Here is an 18,676-nt window from a genome sequence, read left to right as displayed (position 1 = left end):
CGAGAGAGCTTCGCTCTCTCGAACCACGCGGGATATCCGCGCCTTCCGCATCGCCCGTGCGGATAGTGGCCCGCGCAGGCGACTGAACTGAACGCGAGCACGCCTCGCCCGTTCAGTCCACCAGGACCGTATAACATCGCCATCTAGACTACATGTCCTCCTGATGATTCGCTCATACGACTGCGGTTACACGACAACACGTGCTGACAGACGGTGTTCACTCGATTGCCCGTTTTGATTACAGCACTTGTTCAGGGTTCGTATCCACCACGAAAATCCACTCCCAATCGGGGTGGATTTTGACTTCTTCTCGAACTCGGCCACAATCTTCGTCCGTCTTGATACCCCGTTTTTGTATCACTCTCGTTGTCGTTTTCCCTCCCATCGCGTGGTTGGTACCGCCAACTTTTGTCTCCCACCTTCGGAATGTATAGTCCATTCCATCGTGATTTGGCGCTTTTACGGGGAGTGACAGGAAGAATCCAACTGCCGGTGTAGGACAAATTTGAGGTCCAGTACTGATCGAGACTCCTGGGCTCACGTACTTCCTCGTACTCGATCTTAGGAGTATAGATCGACCGTCTGGATTCCCATGCGTGATATTAGAGAGCGAAACCACTACAATAGCTCAGTAAATTGTAGTATTCAGCCCAGCATGTTTAGAAGCAGTAACTGCATCTCTTCTGGTATCTGTCCATACGGAAGTGATCGAATAGCGGTTTCTTATCTCTCGCTTTGCTGAAAACTCGAACGGGTGCATCCAATGACTCCGGAAACTGAGGCGGAAGCCAACACATCAATCCCGACTTGGTGGCTCCCACCGGTTACGGAAGACGTCCTCTCTTCATTACTGCTGATTCACACCCATTCACGCCGGGTCTCAAGTAGTTCTCGCCCATCGGCAACATCGATTGTCGACAAAGCAGGGATCGAAGATCTCGAACTCTCGTTCCCATCAGAATCGGACGAGGTTTCGGAAACCACTGGCCTCACTGGAAACATTCTGTTTACGAACCTCTATCGATGGAAGGTCCATCAGGAACCGTCAGATTCCTGGGTCGTGACGGAAGAGGTGTGGCTCTACCCGAGGTGGCGAACCGTCATGTCGTTCGTCTTGATGGGGTACATACTCCTCTGGTTGGGTGCAACTATCGCATACGGATCGCTGATAAATGGTGAAGTGACCAGCTTCTTCTCTCTTGGAATCGCTGGGATTCTCGCCGGGGCACTGTTTCAAGCAATGACTTTGATACTGTTCGGTTTAAAATTCGGCTTCTCACAGTTTCCGGAGCCCCTCAGTAAGTGGGATACTGGATCACTCCTCACAAAGCGGACCCGAGCATGCGTTCATTTGAGTCTCCTCATTCCACTGCTGTGCATCTGTGTATCTTACGCGTACATAACTGGATGGCAGGCTGAGAGCGTTTCTACCATCAGCGGTTACACATTGGCCGGTATGTCGGCAGTGATGCTGACGCTTTGCTGTCTCCTCTTTGTGGACTATCGCCTCCAAACCCGCCTTCAGTTAGCTAATCGAATCACGATGGAGAATAAGGGCAAAAAGGGTGGACCTGTCCGATCGCTTCTCCTTACATCGACGTTCACTATCTTGGCTCCGACTGTGTATCTCGTCGGTTATCAGAGCACAATTGGCTGGTATGGTCCCGAGGGAACATATCCACCAGACTGGGTCATCCATTTTCTACTTGCACTATTTCTCATCGGGGCAGTTCTAGCCCTCTTCAAATGGTATCGTGAGACCTCGTTCGCGACGACGTGGAAACGGGACGTAGACATCGCCTCACTCAGCAGACTACGACTCGCGATATGGGCGGGTGCGATCTCGCTCTTCTTCTGGGTCGGAGCCCTTTCGACACTCGTTGCCGCGTTTGACCTCGTTTTGAGTCCGTTTTGGTCATCTGAGCTCCTAGGAAGAGGGTCGTTCGCCGAACGGGCCCAATGGTACGCAATAGCACTATTGCCGTTTAGCTACATGATTTGTGGTCTCATCTATCAACTCCGCCGTCAAATAACTCGGATCCAAGCTCATCGACGAATAATCGACACGAACCCGACCCTCTCGGCATACGCTCCCTCATTCAGATGGGAGAGTCAAATTGATGCCCCAGTTATCGTTACAAATGGCGACGGGGAACCTCGGGCAGTCAGACTCCCGGAGACACCGGCGATATTTCTTCCGACCGAGACGATCGCCGCGTTAAACGACGACGAACTACGCGCGGTCCTCGCACACGAGGAGTCGCATCTTCGCCGCCACGGTCGGTGGTTCTCCGTTTCTGACGCCTCCCTTCGATTGGTCACCCCATTCGTGGGTACGACACTCGGATTGAGCCAAGCAGTGCTGTATGCTCTTTTCGGATTCCGACGGAGAGAGTATCGTGCAGACCAATACGCTCGCGCTCGGACTTCCGCTGAGACGCTCCTCTCAGCGTTGAATAAATTGGCCGAGGACGCGCCATCTTCTCAACCACCTGTAGAGACGGCTTGTGACGACACTGAGATCCCGTCAACTGATACTGACGGCGGTACGCTAACGCGCGACGCTCTCACCGGTGATATCGGCTTCGGGACCGATCCTCGGCACGGTGAAGGCCTGTTTCACCCTCTGTTCTCGTCTTTCACTGTCATCGCACATCCGTTACTGGAAGAACGGAAACAGGCAATCGATCCCGATAGGCGGTCACCAAAGGACGCCGAAGATATTACGCTTCGAGAATAAGTCTTAGTCTGATCTTCCGCCCATGACTTGATCTGTTGCTTCAATGGGGAGCCCAGCAGATCCTCCGATATGTCACGGGGAAACGACCATCATCATATATTATATGACATTTCGGATATGATGGCGTAGGTGACCGAGAACCCACTGTGGACGCTCCCGATATCCTTGGCCCGATAAAATCGAATATCAGCCATCAGAACCACCGTGTTGCCCGTTTCCCCAAGTCTTTTGTAGACCGTCTTCACTACTGGAACAGGTGAGAACAGTGTTGAATACCGCTCGGTGGGTGGACTTCGAAACATACACTTCGGCATAAGTATACGTCATGTGGGGTATTCTAGACGACGATGACGAAAGCCTTCCAGACGAGTGGAGACCTCCGGTAGAAGACGGAGAAATGGCAAGTAAACTCCTGAGGACCCGCCACCGTCGTCAGTTCGACTCCGACGTGTCGACGGTCGAATCATCACTCCGTGAGGTTTTATCCGGCGTTTCCCTATCCGAGACACACGAACGCGGCAACTCAAAGGAAATAACGGGGGTTCACTCACGAGGGGAGTCCGACGACTATTATCGGTGGGCCCTCACTCCGGAGCCAGAGGGTGGGGCCACTGTGACGGAATTATCGTTCTCTCCCTCTCGTTGGCGGAATCATATCGCACTCGCGTTGCTCGGTCTGATGTTAATGTGTCTCGCGACCCTCATGTCACATCTGGTCTATCCATTCGTCACGGACACGCAACTGACTATCTCCGGGCATGATTTCGTAATCGTTTTAGTCGGTCTCGGGGCTGCATCGTCCATCTCAGGAAGCCTATCCTTGCGCCCGCTGTTTATGTCGCCCCCAGAGGAATTCCTCGAGTTGCTCGACATTGGATACGGGGTCGAAAAGACGGAGAGAAAAGTGGGATGGCCGATAATTGCTCTGCAACTGGCTTTTTTCAGCTTGATGCTCGCAATGATCTACCTGAATGATTCCCCGTGGTGGGTGCACATTGCGATCTCAGGATACTCTGTCCTGATCCTCGTAATGAGCCTTGTGTTAGCTCTGGACGTTGTCCGAGGGACGAGATTTCGATTATTCGACCGCGCAACTCTTCGGCCCGTCGGGAAGCAGATCTTCATCTCGAGAACTAACTTTGGATTAGTAGCGGCGTGTGCTGTCCCCTCGATGTTTTATTTCGTCTTGGCGGTACTTACGGAGTCACTGATGCCGTCTCTTTTCAACGCCCAGCTGACAGATGCGATCGCGTTCGGATATCTGGGTCTGTGTTTCGGCCTGATGTACCAGGCCTACGAGGAGGGGTCTATGGTTGAACAGTGGAAACGCGACGTAGACATCTCCAACTTGAGTACCCCCAAGCAGGCCGTTTTCGCCGCCTTGACGATCCTTTTGTTCTATGTGGGGCTCGTCCTCTCCGGGGCGCTCCTACTGGTTGTCGTCTCCGACTCGTTCACTCTTGAAACCCCGGGAGGGATCGCCCTCGAAGTCGGCACTTTTGCGGCATCGGTCTGTGTTTTGATGATAATTTACCCGGTTTCTGCGACGGTAGCACACGCGGTCGCTCACGTCGTAGAACTGCGTGCGTACCTGTCTTCCATCGAGGAATACCCGCGACTGTCTTCGTATCGACCGAACTTCGAGTGGGACAATCGCACCGACACGCCAGTTTTCGTCGTCTCAGGAAACCGGACCCTCCGAGCGGTTCGCCTGCCACGCTCACGAGCAATCATTGTATCAACCGACGTGATCGGGGAGCTAGACGAGGATGAGCTCCGCGCCGTCCTTGCGCACGAAGAAGCCCACCATCTGCCCCACTCTGGCAAGACGCTCCCGTATTCGGACGCATTTATCCGATTCGTGACGCCGTTCATCGCGGTGTTCACGGGCCTTGGTCAATCGGTAATATATGCGATCGCAGACTTCCGCAGGCGTGAGTACCGGGCAGACCTGTACGCGAGCGACCAGACATCAAACGAGGACCTCCTCTCGGCACTCGATACACTGTCCGAAGACGGTGACAGGGGTACGGACACATCGGAGAAGACGACGGATGATGCGGGAGAGTCGACAGACGATGGTCAGGGTCTTGTGACGCGTGACGCTATGACATCGGGTGTGTCGGCGGTGACGGATCCGAGAGACGGTAGTGGGTTCTTCCATCCGATGTTCTCGTCCTTCAGTGTGACCGCACATCCGCTCTTGGAGGAGCGAAAACGTGCAATCGACCCGGATCGACCGATTCCCGAGGATGCGGCCGACGTTGGGTTACCGAAGTTAGACGACCGGTGACCTGTATTGTAGTCTTGTCAACAATGTTGTAGATATCGGCGGCCGGCACAGGCCTCTGCTATCCAGATTCGTATATCAGCGGTAATCGGGCTCTCGCTGGGCCGGGACTATCCTAGAGTGGTTCATGTCCGACTTCGAGCGCAAACCCTTCCTCAAACATATTTATACTCTCGGTGATCTGTTCCGCTATGGGTTCCGAGAGTTCTGATGGAGTGACTTGGTATCTTGCGGGGGAGGCGTCGGTCAACGGTAGTGGAGACCAGGCGTACATCGGGCTCCCCTCGATACTCATTGACCCCGATGAATCCGACCGTACAGTGGCGGGGAGCCTCCCGGACGATCTCACTCCACCGTTCCGCGAGAGCGATGAAATTGATTGGCACTACCAGACCGACAGCGGGTTGATCGTGATGTCGTATCCGCAACTGGAGGAGTCGAAAGCGAACCCGAGGGGCCCCAAAACCGAGGAGAAACGCTACCAACACGTCGGACAAGGGTCCTACGGGCCCAAGCCGATGAACGAAAGCGGCTCGATCTCTTCCTGGAAGCTCACTGTCCCGAAGAAGTTCTTCCCAGAGAAATATGAGGGCCCCGCAAAGGCTTCGAGGCCGGTGGAGGACAAAGCGGCCCTAAACGAAGACACCAGTGGATGGGTCGTTTTCCACGACGAGATGGTAGTCGACAGCCCATACTCCTGTTACTTCCTGCGGCGAAACGGCGAGATCAATCAGTTCATCACGTCGGTCGTGCGCCCGGAGGACGATATCGTCGTCTTGGTGGACGGGTTCCAAGACATGACCAACGAGAGCATCGAGAGCCTCTTCGACGACGAACCGGAGAGGGGCGGCCCACGATTCCTGTAACCTATCGGGAGAGAATATTTCACTAAACGGTTCTCGAGGCGGATTCTACCTTACACTCTTGCTCACGGCGGGATTCCTAGTGGTAGCCATCGGGCGACAGATCTTTCGGGGGACCGCGGTACTCGTCGATGGCCAGCGTCGATGCCGTTCCGGAATTCAGTCACTGATCCGGTCGGAATCGGGATCGCCGAATCGCTTGAAAATGTCGTAGATGAGCGTATGACAGCGGTCGGCTTCACGCCCGGCCCGTTCACACGCAGTAAACGCCTCTACGAGATCGTTTTCGTCGAAGTCGCGGGGAACTCTGCCATGAAGGATCAGGTTCGGCTCGGCCTCCGGCGTCAGATACGGACTCACGTGCCGGCGTGCGATAGCGTGATGGACGTCACAGAGATCGCCTACGAACGTCAGGTTATCACACCCGAATCCGAGACCCTCATCTAGCGGCACGACGAGACCGAACCGGCACAAACAGCGGCGTGTACGGTCCGGACAAGTGACTCGAAGTCGTGCACCGGTCCCGGGGAGAGTGAACGTGACAGTCTCTTCTCCTCTCTCGTCTCGGGCGGCATTGGTGAATCTCTGGACGACTTGTCCGCCTGAAAACTCCCAACCTGCTCCCTTTACTGTCTCTACAAGCGTCTTGAAGGCATCTCGATCGTAATTCGTTGTCTTGGAGGGCATCGCCCGACATTCCGGGGAGCTACATGAGTGGTTTGTGGGGAGTTCAAACTGACTTCGGAATCGGAATTCGATTTTAATCCGGAATTGGCCATCAAATCAAACACTCATTCAGTTAGGAGGGTATCTCCTTATACAACACCACCATACAATCGAGTACGCCCAGCGAGGGGCGAGGTAGACAACAGATGACGACCAGACAAGACAAGCGCGGCGAGAAGCCGGGCAATGGAAGCGATGGGAAGTCTCGTGAGAGCGAGAGCACCGGGAGCAGGGGTAACGACGCTCTCCACGGCTACGGAGAGTACGACACGGTCTCGGGGATGCTCACGGACGCAGAATCGAACGTTCGCGATCAGATGAGTTCGGACCTCAGAGCGGCGAACCCGAACCACCGGCGCCGGGTGATCCCCGGGCTCGGGACGGGCGCTTCCCGGTTCGCGTTGACGATGCTGTTGAACTTCATCGGCAGGGAGCTCATCAAGTTCGAGCGGATCCCCCCGGCCGGCGGCAAGTTCGACCCGCAGGGCAGGGCCTTCGACGGGTTCGAGTTCCTGATCATGGACTCGACCGGCGAGGACCGCCTGCGGGGCATCCTCGAGCACGCCATCAAACAGAGTGAAGCGATCAACGTCGACGAGGACGAGAAGGCGGCCGAGATGGTCGACTACGTCCTCGAGAACGTCATCGAGACGTTCGTCATCGGGGACGGTCGGGGTACGAACCAGCACCTTGGACTGGCTTCGTTCGCTCGCTACGCGGAGAACTTCGAGCCGGTCGCTGAGACCCTGAACGGAAACACCGTCTTCGACGCATTCGTCCCCTTGAAACTCGGCGGCGGGACGTCAACCGCGTTCGCCGCGACCTTCGACGCGGGGCTCCGCGACGGAGCTATCCCCTCGGCCGAGATGGGCGGCCATTCGATCACCCTGGAGATCCAGATGCCCAGCATCACGGACAGCCAGGAGGTCCAGACCGTCGACGGGTCGCTGATGACGAACCAGCAGCAGGCCTTCGAAACCTTCCGGTCCCTCGAGGGCCTCCGCGAGGACAGGCTTGTCTCGCGCAACTACGTCGTCTCGAAGGACCACATGGCCATCTCGGGTGCGGCGGCCCGGTTCGACTGGACGGTCGACGAGATCGTCAAACACCGGGGGTCGATCCACGAGTCGACCGACTGGACCCAGATCGACCGCACCGTCTCGACGAACCGCGAGATCCGTGAAATGCGCGAGCCGGGCTGGGCCAATCTGACGCTGGCTGAAACCTTCTCGCTCGAACACATCGCGCGGGATCAGCCCGAAGATCTGTATACGAACGGCCGTGAGGCCGACATGGACCCGGCAGACATCGACGCGACCCACCTGGCAGGTGAGACGTTCGTGCCGGCGTCGCTGCTCGTGCGCTCCGAAGACGACCTCGCCGGCCGCCACCCGGCCATCGCGCAGCCGGACGGCTACGAGGAATCGCTGACCATCGCGTCGCGCCTGCTGCCGTATCACGCTCGGGGGCCGGTCAACACGGAGGCGCTGACGGATATCTTCGTCGTGCTCGTCGTCGGGGGCTCGCAAGACCCTATCATGGCCGATATCGACATCGTCGAGTCCAACCTGGCCGCCGAGCTCGGCGTCGACAAATCCATGATCACGACGATGATCGTCGAGGGCGCAACGGAGTACGATGTGGTCGGGGGTCCGAGTTGGATCTCCCTCGGCGGGTTCTTCGGCATCGACAACGCGGTCGACTCCTTCAAGCAGTTCGGGTAAACGAGACCCCATCTACCACTATTCCAACAGATAATCCAATGTACGAACACGAACATCACGAACGACACTCGGAATCCGCCACGTTTGGCGGTTCGAACGCACAGGCGCTCGGCGTCGTCATCGACGTCGCCGACGAGGTCGCCGCGGACGCCTTCACCACCGTTGCGGGGGTGATTCGATGAGGTCGACGGACTCTGACGCGACCGCAGACTCGGCCTCGTCTTCGGCGGAGTCGGGCGTCGAACAGGTCGCCCGCTGGCTGATGTCCGCGCTCGGCGTGTTCCTGGTCGTGAGTGCCGGTATCGGCGCCTGGGCGATCGTCAGCACGGGCTTCTCGCCGACCATCGGCGATGAGGTCTCACCGCTGACCGTCATCGGGCTGCTGGCGTTGCTCGGTGTGCTCGTCTCTTCGCTGGCGATCTGGCTCATCAAGCGGCACTTCCTGGCCACAAACGCAGATGAGGCGGACGCGACCACCAGCGACGAAGACGACGAGGTCGCCGACCAGAGCCGGGAGCGCGACGAGGACATCGGTGGTCTGGAGACGGCCGAGCGGAGCGGCCTGGACGGCGATGCGGACCCGATGGAGCGCGGGGACCGTGACAACCCCGTCCTTCTGGGTCAGGACGAGTCCAGCCGTGAAACCGGACGCGGCAATGCTGAATCTGGCCAGGCGGGTATCCAGAACTCGTCGGATACCGATCTCACTGAGACGGAGAAGTCCGGCGGTGTCGGGATGGACAGCCAACCTTCGCCCAGCGAAGCCAGGTCGGGGGGGGACTCTTCGGGAAACTGAGTCCCAGCGAGCGGGATAGCCAGCCGGCAGAGTCGGCGACGGACTCTGTCATCGACCCGGCGCCGCGGACGCGCCAGGTCGACGGCAGGGACCAGCCCTCCACGACAGACCCCACACGCCGCGAGGACGACATCGCCGACGACCGTGGCGATGCGGTTTCGCCGGCCACCAGAAACCACTCGACCGAGGACCCCGCTGACGCAGGCCCCCACGACATCTCACCCGCCCCACGCGAGTACGTTCCCGACGGCATCCGCGACATCCTCGGGATGGACGAGTGAGGTGTCGAACAACGAGATATTCGAACAGACGACCAACATTAGTTATGAAGCAACCATCAGTCACGATTCGTGGACTCGAAGGGAGTACCGAAGTCGAAGCGAAATTCGATACCGGCGCAGTTCGGACGGCTATCGACCACAAGACGGCGGCAGAAGTCGGCGCTGGCCCGGTCGCCACGAGCGTCAAGACGAAGCAAGCGAGCGGCTCCGAGCGACGTCCGGTCGTCCCCGTCTGGATCGAAGTAGACGGGCACCACCACCTCGTCGAAGCAGGCCTGAGCGATCGCGAGGACATGAGTACGAATGTCCTGGTCGGCCGGGACGTTCTCGACGAACTCGACGAACGCCCACTCGCACCGTGACGGTCGACCGACCTGGCTCCCGCTGACCTGCTCCGCTCATCCACGGCCCTCCACCCGTTCCCCTCCCCTAACCAGAGGCGCCCGTCAGCAAAGTCGGTCGAGAGACTCACTCGGCACCGACGGGCGCGGCTACGCCGATGCAACACTCTTCGACCAGACATGACCCCATCAGCAATCCCGTCCGCGACGCAGACGTATACTATCAGCAAGGCGAAGTCCGACCAGTCGACCCTCCTCTGCGATGGCGAATACTGTACGCTTCGCCGGGACATCGCTCAAGAGATCGGTAGTTTCCCAGGCGAACAGGTCCGCCTCAAGCCTGAGGGCGACGAAGGACGAAGTGCGGCGTTCACCGTACACGACATTCACGACAGCGATGCAGAGATACGCATAGCCAGGAACGGGCGAGAGCGGCTTGCTCTCAACGCTTCGGCAGCGGTCCGCGCATCTTCCATCGTCCCGGTCCACGAGCTGACTCGGATGGAAGCCTTCGAGAGTAACAATGTGACTGAAACGCTCTGGGATACAGGTCAGGAGTCGGTCCTCGTGTGCGCCCCTCACGACGGATTCGAGAGCAATACGGCGCAGGCCGCGGGCATCGTCCGCAAGCGCATCGGCGACGAGCGAGCGTCGGCCTGGTTCGTACACGCGTTTGGTCCCGACGCGTTCGATAGATTTCACATCACGTCGGCCAACATCTCCCCCGCGTCCTACCCCGGGCTGGCGACAGTCGCAGACCGTGGGTTCGACTACTGCATCAGCTTCCACGTTTTCAGGGGCGATGACGTCCTCGTCGGGGGACTCGCTGATAAGACGCTTCGAGACGAACTGGGCGAGCGCATCTCCGAGGCGATCAACGGCAAGCGCCACGTCGAGACCGAACGCTCGGAGATGAGATATGCCGGGAAGACCCAGGAGAATATCGTCAACCGGCTTACTACCGATTCCGAGTCAGGTATCCAGATCGAGATGCCTGCGCTCATCGCACACCGGTACCGCAAGCGAGTTGCGCGTACCGTTGCGGACTTCTTCGACGAACGTCTCTCGTCGAGCGGTGAGGGCAAGCATGACTGATGGCGAGTGGCGCTTGCGCGACCTCCTGCTCCTCGGCCTGAATCCGACGGGGCTGGCGCTCGTCCTGGCCGGCACGCTCTATTCCGCCGGCACTCTCGTCGGTGTCCACCTCATCTCTATCGGTCGAAATCCCGTGGGCGTGTCCAGGTCCTCACCACTTCGCGGATCTGCTCCGAAGGTAACAGTGATGCGGTCATCCAGCGCGTACGGAGTGAGTCGGTCAAGACAACGGAGCTCGGAGAGCGTAAACCTCTGCTCGCTCACACTGTTTCGTCAGGTTCGGGAAGAAACCGGCAAACTGGCCGACTGGTTCGGACTGAGCGACGTGAAGTAGAGTGGATTCGGACGGTCAGAGCGGGCAACGACGAAGACGGGTTTCCGAAGCGTTGCTCGGGATCGACGAAGAAGAATGGTCCGCTACGGGTCCGGGCGAGTGAGTTCGAGACGAATCAACTCACCACGGGTTCCAAATGATCTAGTCCCCATCGTCTTGGACTGCTTCAGCGACCTGGCCCAGAGACAATTACCCACTGGTTCCTCTGTTTCTCGGTTGAGACACTATCGATTCGGCCTCCCAAAATCACTTATGTTCTAGGTCCGCCTAGAAGACCAATGACCGACGGATCGAGCGGTTCTGGCGCTGGATCGTACGACCTCATCGTCGTCGGTGGCGGAGTAGCAGGGACGACGGTTGGAACGTTCGCGAGCAGATACGGGCTCTCGACGCTCGTTCTCGACCGCGGGCGCTCGTCGCTGGGTCGGATCGCACATCTGGAGAACTTTCCGGGGTTCCCGGCCGGGATCGATACACCGACGTTCTACGAGTATTTGCACGCGCAGTTAGATCGCGCGGGGGCGACGGTTGAGCGTGAGAAGGTCGTGGCCGCGAACCGCACAGCGGATGGGTTCCGCGTCGAGACAGCGACCGGCAACGCCTACGCGACAGATCGTCTCGTCGCAGCGGCCAAATACGGTCGAGAGTGGCTCGGGAGTCTCGACGTGGGGGAGTTTCTCGACGCCGACGGGGCGGTCGACATCGACTGGTCGGAACGCAAGCGCTATGGGCGAACCAGCGTCGACGGGCTCTACTTCGCCGGTCGGCTCGGAACCGCCGAGGACCAGGCGGTTATCGCCGCCGGACAGGCTGCCGAGGCTGCACTGGGTGTCATCCACGATGTCCGACGTGAAGCGGGATATCCCGAAGAGCTGGCGACCCACTACACCGACTGGGTATTCGTCGAAGGGTCAGTTGCCGGTGGCGACTGGGAAACCCACGTCCGCGACCGGTTCGCCGATCGAATCGCCGACGCCGACCTTTCCGAGTCACGCATCGACGAGTTGCGCGACCAGTGGGTCGCAGAGAAGACGGACCAGACCGTCACGCCGAGCGAACAGCGTGAGCGACAGCGTTGCGGTCATCGCCGCCTCCTCGAAGCCATCGACGACGACCTGATAGTCGAACGCGCTCGCGAGATCGAAACGGAAGGCTCCTCGACGTAGGAACTCGCCAAAAGCGAATCAGCGGCTCACAACGTCCATATCTACTGTGGACGACATTATACCACGGAGCGTCGAACCCGCAAGTTGGTAAGACCGACCTATTCAGACCGGAGGTTTGCCGGAGATTCCGGCGACCTCAGAAGTCGCCGGTGATGATGTCGGCGACGCGCTGGCGGTCGAACAGTTCCGTGTCGCTCGTGACGTCTCCGAACTCGTCGGGGAAGAGTTGCTTGGCGGCTTGTTCGGTCAGGAAGAGGTTGTGAATCGGCCCCTGGTGGAGGTAGCCGCCGCGGTAGACCCGGCCGTTCTGGACGGCAGTCAACTCCCCGCCGATGGGATGATCTTCCATGAACGCGACCACAGTATCGCGGAACTCGGCCACGGACTTTTGGGCGTGATTGCGGATCAGGATGACGTCCGGGTCCAGTTCGAGCAGGGCCTCGTAGTCCAGGTCGACGTTGTCGACCGAACTCTGGTTCTGGATGTCGGTCCCGCTGAGTGCGTCTCCGACACCGAGGTCACGCCACTGTTTCTTGCTCGTCCCCTTGTCGATGAGGCGGTAGGGCGTGAACTCCTCCGGTTCATTGCTCACCCCGTAGGTGAGAAAGACGTTCGGCCGTTCCTCGGTCGGGGGGAGCCGTGACTGAATATCCGCGATGAACTCGTCGTGAAGTTCCTTGAACGCCTCGTAGCGTTCCCGCTCCTGGAACACTTCGGCGACTTTCTCGAAAGCCTGATACAGCGTGTAGTACCGGTAGTCGTGCCATTTGTCCGACCGGCGGAAGATCAAGTTTCCGATGAACGGAGCGACGTTGTCGGCGATCTCGTCGAGATCGGACTGGTCCCAGTCGAACCAGTTGATCAGCATCTGCGGATCGTACAGGTGAACGTCGTTTTCGAGCTCGTAGAACTCTTCTTTCGTTCGGACTTCCGGGTACGATTCGAGGGGTTCCGGATCTACTTCGACTCCCGGTAGTTCGTCGTAGACGTCGGTGTAATAGCGGTCTGCGCCGCCGATTCCCGTCATACCGTCGGCCTGTCCGAGTGCGACGCCCATGTCGGCGAACTCGCCACAGTAGGCGATCCACCGTTCGGGAATCGAATCGAACGTCACCTCGCCTGCCGGCTCCATCGTCACGGAGTACTCGCCGGAGCCCCCCGTCACGGTCGCGTCCGCGTTGTCGGTCGTTTCGGCCGTCGTCTCTGCAGGCGTCGGAGTCGGCGATTCGACAGCCGTCTCTTCTGGGGCGGCAGACGTGCCGTTGGTTCCCAATCCGCCCGTACACCCCGCTAATACGCCGCTAAGCGCGACTCCACTACTGTACTTGAGCACCTTCCGCCTCGTCTCTCCCGTGTGGTTACCACTTTCCTCGACCATAGTTTTAGGCTAACCTAAAAATACTTAACAGTAACTATTTGCAACGAGGTGATACCTTGGTCACCAATGGGTTTTCGATGTCGATGTAGACAGATTCGGCGTCGAGACTCGAAGCGAGTTCATCACATCCCGCAAAACGGGTTCGGAGATTCCCCTTGCAGGGTATCTGCCGATCTTCGAGCAGTGCCGACACCAGATTGGAGGCCGGCGGTTCGTCCTCGGCTAGCGAGGAAACCTCGCTCCGGAGGTCGGCCAGCAGTGTCGATTCCTCGACGACCCCGCCGACACCGAGGGCATTGACGACCCCGAACGCATTGTTGATGAACAGGTAGTATCTGAGACACCGGTCAGTGACTGCGTCGGCGCAGACCGTTTCCACCCGCTCGTCGAGGCCGGGTACCCACGTATCGACACGGTCGTAGCGGGACTCGGGGAAGCAATAGCCGCCGTTGTCGCGGTAGAAGCCCGCCTTCGGCCAGCCATCAGTGTCTAACTTGACAACGGTGTTTTGCTGGTGAGCCTCGAACCCGACCCCGAGTTCGAAGTACGACCACACTGCCGGACGCACGGTCACCGCGAGGTACTTGCGGAACCACTCTCGGGCGACGGTCGCCGTTGACCGTCCCTCCCGTTCGGCAATCTGTCGAACGATCTCCGAGAGAAGGGGCGGTCCGTTCGGTCTGTCCTGACACAGTGCGACGACAGCGGCGACGTTCTCCGCCCGACTCCCCGCGAACGGGTTCTCGCGAAGCACGGTCTCGAACCCTGATTCAACCCCGGGCCCCACGTCGACAGTTACTGCGGCAGGATCGGCAAGCAGTGAGAACCGCGGATACGCGGCTGCGAGCCGGTCGCCGTATCCGGTGTCGAGTAGTTCTGCGACGGCGACAGCCAGCCGAAGTTTCGAGCGTGGGGTCGTTCGTTTGGCGTTCGTGATTTCCACACCCAGGGAGGATTTCACCATGTACGGCGTTTCCGGACTCCACAGTGTCCGGACCGACGAAGTCGGGTAGAAAGAGGGGCCGAACGTCCCGAGGTCCGCCAGGTGTCCGTCGGAGATCGCTTCTCGGACGTATTCCTGGGACCGGAGCGAATCGGCCTGCCATGGATGAACTGGTATCAGCCGTCGACCATCGTCAATTGCGGCCTTACATCTCGCCGGGAGTTCGGTGTCCGCCTCCCGAAGTCCGGCCGCGACCCAGTCGGTAGCACTCGTCTCCTTCGCCGACCACTCCGAGACCAATTTCGGGTCGACAGCGAAGTACCGAAGCCGCATGGACCCGCGAAGTTCCGGCGCGTAGTCTGCCGTATCGTATGCTGCGATCCCCTCCCGGCTCTTGGGTGTCGGATGCAGTAGGTGACCATAAAGGAGGGACTGCTCGGCGTCGACGAACGACAGCCCCTCGTGAAACGACGGTATACCGCCGTTACGATCGCTGAAGAACCGTTTGATTTCCCGCCGCGAGAGCAACACTCGTCGCAATAGATCCGTGGCTGCCGTCGCGGTTGCATCGGTCGAGAGGACGAGTTCGCGACGGACGAGCGCGGCGAGTGTCGCCGCGTCGATGGGCTCAGGTTCGCTTCCGCGACGAACGTAAACTGGCAGAGAGAACGTGTGCCGATCGGTCGCGGACACGTACCGGAGAGGTGCGAACAACGTCACCTCCTGCTCGGAGAGCTCCAGACGGAGTACATCTCTGTTGTCGGTGACAGCTGCTGGTGCCTCGGACGGGGGGACGATGCATCCCGTGTCGGCTTCCCGGTGATAACAGTTCACCAGCCCGTGAACCGTCGCCGATTCGGCGTGTTCCTCTGGCGTCTCGCAGCCGACACCCAGTGATCGCACTCGTGTCTGGTCAGTCACGGTCTCACCTCCCGTGACGCGTCGGTAGCGGCCGCGACTGCTTCGCCGAATCGGGCTGCGATTTCGTCGATCTGCGTTCGGTCGACGTTCAGTGGCGGAAGGAATCGAACGACCGCACTATCCCGACCACCAGTTTCGACGACGAGCCCGCGGTCGAAACATTCGGCTTTTACCGCCGAAGAAAGGTCACCATCCGGTGGTGGTGTAGCGTCGTCGTCGGTAGCGGCGGTCTCGATGAATTCGACGCCGAGCATGAGCCCGCGACCGCGTACGTCTCCAACCGCGTCGTATCGCGCTTCGATGGATTCCAGTTCCTCGCGGAGACGCTCGCCCATCTCGGCGGCGTGTTCGTCGAGGTCGTGTTCTAGAACGTGGCGGATCGTGACTTTCCCGGCGGCCATGGCGAGCTGGTGACCGCGAAAGGTGCCCGCGTGCGCTCCGGGGTCCCACTCGTCGAGTTCCTCGTCGTAGACGACGACCGCGAGCGGTAGCCCCCCACCGATGGCCTTCGAGCAAGTGACGATGTCAGGGGTCACGCCCGCGTGTTCGAAGGCCCAGGTTTCGCCAGTTCGACCCATTCCTGTCTGGATCTCGTCGACGATCATCGGGACGTCGTGCTCCCGGGTGATTCGCCGGACCTCTCGAACCCACTCGTCCGGGGCCGGGTTAACGCCGCCCTCCCCCTGAACGAGTTCGAGAATCACCGCTGCAGGATCAGTGACGCCGCTCTCTGGGCCGGCAATCACCCGCTCAACGAACCGGCTGATCGGTTCATGGTCGTCTGGGCCGAGCCCGAACGGATGACGATACGTCTCCGGAAACGGCAGATGATGGACGTTCGACATCAGTCCGGGAATCGGCTCCTTTGCTTCTGTATCACCCATTAGACTGAGCGAACCGCTCGTCATCCCGTGGTACCCGCCCTGGAACCCGAGGACACTTCGGTTTCCAGTCGCCGTCTTTGCAAGCTTCAGAGCCGCCTCGACGGCATCCGTCCCAGCCGGTGAGCAGAACTGTATCTTCGCTCGCTCAGCGAAGGCGTCGGGGAAACTCTCTAACAGCACGTCGACGAACTCCTCCTTCTCGGGTGTTGTAATGTCGAGCGTGTGGAGGGGACGCTCCTCTGCCAGCAATCGCTCTATCTCGTCCGTCACCGCCGGGTGATTGTGTCCGAGGGCGAGCGTTCCCGCGCCGGCCAGACAGTCGATGTACTCGTTGCCATCGGCGTCCACAAGCTCGGCGCCCCGAGCGTACGAAACTGCAAACGGCAGCGACCGCGGATACGTCCGCGCGTTGGACTCTCGACGCTGTTGGCTCTGCCGTAACTCCTCATTCGACTGGTCGTATCTCGAACGGTCTTCCGCGGTGGGGTCTGAACCGTGATACATAGGTGCGTGTTTTAGGCTGGCCTAAAAGCATAAAATATTATCGGTGGGTATAGTGAAATATACAGGTAGAGATGCAACTAACCGGCAGATCTACCGGCTCGGTCACTGGGCCATCAGGCGTCAGTACACACTCCGAAGATGGTCGAGTTCCCACGACTGCGCACTGTCGCGGACGAACTGCTCCCAGTGACTTCGTTTGACGGACAGATACGTCTCGATCAGCGGGTCACCGAGTAGGTCTCTCATCGTCTCGTTTGCTTCGAGGGCATCCAGTGCCTGGCCTAGCGTGCGTGGTAACCGCTCAACGCCGGCCTCGTTCCGCTCGTCGTCAGTGAGATTCCCCGGATCGACCGACAGGGGCGCGGGTGGTTCCAGTTCCCGATCGATGCCGTCATATCCCGCACCGAGCAGCCCAAGAAGGGCAAGATATGGATTTGCAGTGTTGTCGGCGCCGCGGAACTCCAGACGGAGAGACGACTCCGTCTGGTCAGCGGACGCGGGCGCAGGGATGCGTACGAACGCCTCCCGATTCTCCCGTCCCCAGCAAGCATAGCCGGTGGCACCGTTTTGCGGGCGAAGTCGTACGAAGGAGTTCGCAGTTGGTGCGGTCAGTGCCACGAGCGCCGGCGCATGGTCGAGGATCCCGGCGACAAACTGTCGACCGGTGATACTCAGCTCGCCCGTCTCCGCGTCGTGAAACGCATTCGCCTCCCCATTCCATAGCGACACGTGGAGATGACACCCGTTGGTTGCGTTCTCGAACGGTCGTGGGAGGAACGTAGCTCGGTATCCGTTGGCCCGTGCGACGCTGTCGACTGTCTCTCGAAGGAGAACGTGTTCGTCGGCCGCCCGCAATCCCGGTCGATGCCGAGTGACGATCTCGTGTTTCCCAGGAGCGTACTCCGGGTGATACTTCTCGACGCCGATGTCCTGGTCGGCCAGTGCGTCGATAGTTTCGACGACTGTGTTGTGCGTCTCGCGCATGCTCTCGGTCAGATACGCGCCAGCCGATCCGATCGTCCGATCGTCGCCGTCTGGTTCGCGCTCGAACAGGTGGAACTCGCTTTCAAAGGCCACCTCCGGGTTGAGACCCTCACTCTGGAAATCTTTCAGCGCGGACCGCAGTGACGAGCGGGCGTCGACGTCCCAAGGTGTCCCGTCGAGCGTCTCGATGTCACAGAGCATTGCGCCTGTGCGGTCTGCATAGGGAAGCTCTCGGAACGTCTCTGGATCCGGACGTAACCGGGCTTCACCGACCGTCGTGAGTCGGCCGTCCTTGTCCCGTCCACCGACTGCGTTGTACATCTGAATCAGTTGCGAAACGGTCGTCCCTCGTTCGACGGCCTCCTCAACTTTCGATGCTTCGACCGTCTGAGCCCGGATCGCTCCGCTCTGGGTTACAAACAGAAGCCGGACGAGGTCGACGTCTTGGTCGGCACATCGATCCTCGAGCGCTTGTGATCCCTTCATATCGTTCACCCCACTATTATTAGGCCAGCCTAAAAAAATGACGGTGATCACACAGATAGGGGTAATACCATGTGCAGTTATTATTATCGTCGTTTCATGCTATCTAGGAGAAACGTTTTTATGGTTTTAGGCTAGCCTAAATCACGAGGAAGTACTGATGATAGCGTCCAGTTGCGGTTCGATGAACAAGCGAACCGGCCATGCTCACAGCGGGGGCCGA

General features: G+C 59.2%; 15 protein-coding genes. 10 read left to right on the top strand and 5 right to left on the bottom strand.

Annotated elements, in window-relative coordinates:
• The first annotated feature begins 763 nt into the window (after positions 1-763).
• The 3 genes from AB2U09_RS13220 (at position 764) to AB2U09_RS13210 (ending at position 5,896) form a co-directional block, all read left to right on the top strand.
• Positions 764-2,740 (top strand): M48 family metalloprotease, encoded by a 1,977-nt coding sequence (locus tag AB2U09_RS13220; RefSeq protein WP_459193191.1) that lies wholly within the window; start codon positions 764-766, stop codon positions 2,738-2,740.
• A 397-nt stretch (positions 2,741-3,137) separates the two neighbouring features.
• Positions 3,138-5,033: a M48 family metalloprotease gene (locus tag AB2U09_RS13215; RefSeq protein WP_459193190.1), complete on the top strand. Its 1,896-nt coding sequence runs from the start codon at positions 3,138-3,140 to the stop codon at positions 5,031-5,033.
• Between the two features lie 188 nt (positions 5,034-5,221).
• Positions 5,222-5,896 carry a hypothetical protein gene (locus tag AB2U09_RS13210; RefSeq protein ID WP_459193189.1) on the top strand — a complete coding sequence of 225 codons (675 nt, stop codon included), beginning with the start codon at positions 5,222-5,224 and terminating at the stop codon, positions 5,894-5,896.
• 156 nt (positions 5,897-6,052) lie between these two features.
• Here AB2U09_RS13210 and AB2U09_RS13205 read toward each other — a convergent pair whose 3' ends face one another.
• Entirely contained in the window at positions 6,053-6,580 is a 528-nt protein-coding gene (locus AB2U09_RS13205) for a hypothetical protein (protein WP_459193188.1), read from the bottom strand.
• 185 nt (positions 6,581-6,765) lie between these two features.
• Between AB2U09_RS13205 and AB2U09_RS13200 the strand changes: the two genes are divergently transcribed.
• The 7 genes from AB2U09_RS13200 (at position 6,766) to AB2U09_RS13170 (ending at position 12,356) form a co-directional block, all read left to right on the top strand.
• Positions 6,766-8,343 carry a hypothetical protein gene (locus AB2U09_RS13200; protein WP_459193187.1) on the top strand — a complete coding sequence of 526 codons (1,578 nt, stop codon included), beginning with the start codon at positions 6,766-6,768 and terminating at the stop codon, positions 8,341-8,343.
• A gap of 38 nt (positions 8,344-8,381) precedes the next feature.
• Positions 8,382-8,525, top strand: coding sequence for a hypothetical protein (locus tag AB2U09_RS13195; protein WP_459193186.1), 144 nt, complete (start codon positions 8,382-8,384; stop codon positions 8,523-8,525).
• Entirely contained in the window at positions 8,522-9,139 is a 618-nt protein-coding gene (locus AB2U09_RS13190) for a hypothetical protein (protein WP_459193185.1), read from the top strand. The genes AB2U09_RS13195 and AB2U09_RS13190 overlap by 4 nt, the downstream gene beginning before the upstream one ends.
• A gap of 325 nt (positions 9,140-9,464) precedes the next feature.
• Positions 9,465-9,782: an aspartyl protease family protein gene (locus AB2U09_RS13185; RefSeq protein ID WP_459193184.1), complete on the top strand. Its 318-nt coding sequence runs from the start codon at positions 9,465-9,467 to the stop codon at positions 9,780-9,782.
• Positions 9,783-10,286: 504 nt separating this feature from the next.
• On the top strand, positions 10,287-10,856 hold the full coding sequence (locus tag AB2U09_RS13180; protein ID WP_459193183.1) for a poly-gamma-glutamate hydrolase family protein: 570 nt from the start codon (positions 10,287-10,289) through the stop codon (positions 10,854-10,856).
• Positions 10,849-11,190 (top strand): hypothetical protein, encoded by a 342-nt coding sequence (locus AB2U09_RS13175; RefSeq protein ID WP_459193182.1) that lies wholly within the window; start codon positions 10,849-10,851, stop codon positions 11,188-11,190. Before AB2U09_RS13180 ends, AB2U09_RS13175 begins: the two co-directional genes overlap by 8 nt.
• Positions 11,191-11,468: 278 nt before the next feature.
• Positions 11,469-12,356 carry an NAD(P)/FAD-dependent oxidoreductase gene (locus AB2U09_RS13170; RefSeq protein ID WP_459193181.1) on the top strand — a complete coding sequence of 296 codons (888 nt, stop codon included), beginning with the start codon at positions 11,469-11,471 and terminating at the stop codon, positions 12,354-12,356.
• A 136-nt stretch (positions 12,357-12,492) separates the two neighbouring features.
• Here AB2U09_RS13170 and AB2U09_RS13165 read toward each other — a convergent pair whose 3' ends face one another.
• The 4 genes from AB2U09_RS13165 to glnA2 form a co-directional block, all read right to left on the bottom strand.
• The gene (locus AB2U09_RS13165) at positions 12,493-13,734 is read right to left on the bottom strand and encodes an ABC transporter substrate-binding protein (RefSeq protein WP_459193180.1); all 1,242 of its coding nucleotides are present in this window, start codon (positions 13,732-13,734) and stop codon (positions 12,493-12,495) included.
• 34 nt (positions 13,735-13,768) lie between these two features.
• On the bottom strand, positions 13,769-15,598 hold the full coding sequence (locus AB2U09_RS13160; protein WP_459193179.1) for an IucA/IucC family protein: 1,830 nt from the start codon (positions 15,596-15,598) through the stop codon (positions 13,769-13,771).
• A complete protein-coding gene (locus AB2U09_RS13155; protein WP_459193178.1) occupies positions 15,595-16,986 on the bottom strand; it encodes a diaminobutyrate--2-oxoglutarate transaminase in 1,392 nt (463 codons plus the stop codon). Before AB2U09_RS13155 ends, AB2U09_RS13160 begins: the two co-directional genes overlap by 4 nt.
• A gap of 120 nt (positions 16,987-17,106) precedes the next feature.
• Positions 17,107-18,507 carry a gamma-glutamylputrescine synthetase gene (gene glnA2 / locus AB2U09_RS13150; RefSeq protein ID WP_459193177.1) on the bottom strand — a complete coding sequence of 467 codons (1,401 nt, stop codon included), beginning with the start codon at positions 18,505-18,507 and terminating at the stop codon, positions 17,107-17,109.
• Positions 18,508-18,676 lie beyond the last annotated feature (169 nt).

The organism is Halosimplex yunnanense (assembly GCF_054504345.1).
Note: the sequence above shows the minus strand (reverse complement) of the source record. Positions and strands in the feature narration are given on the sequence as shown.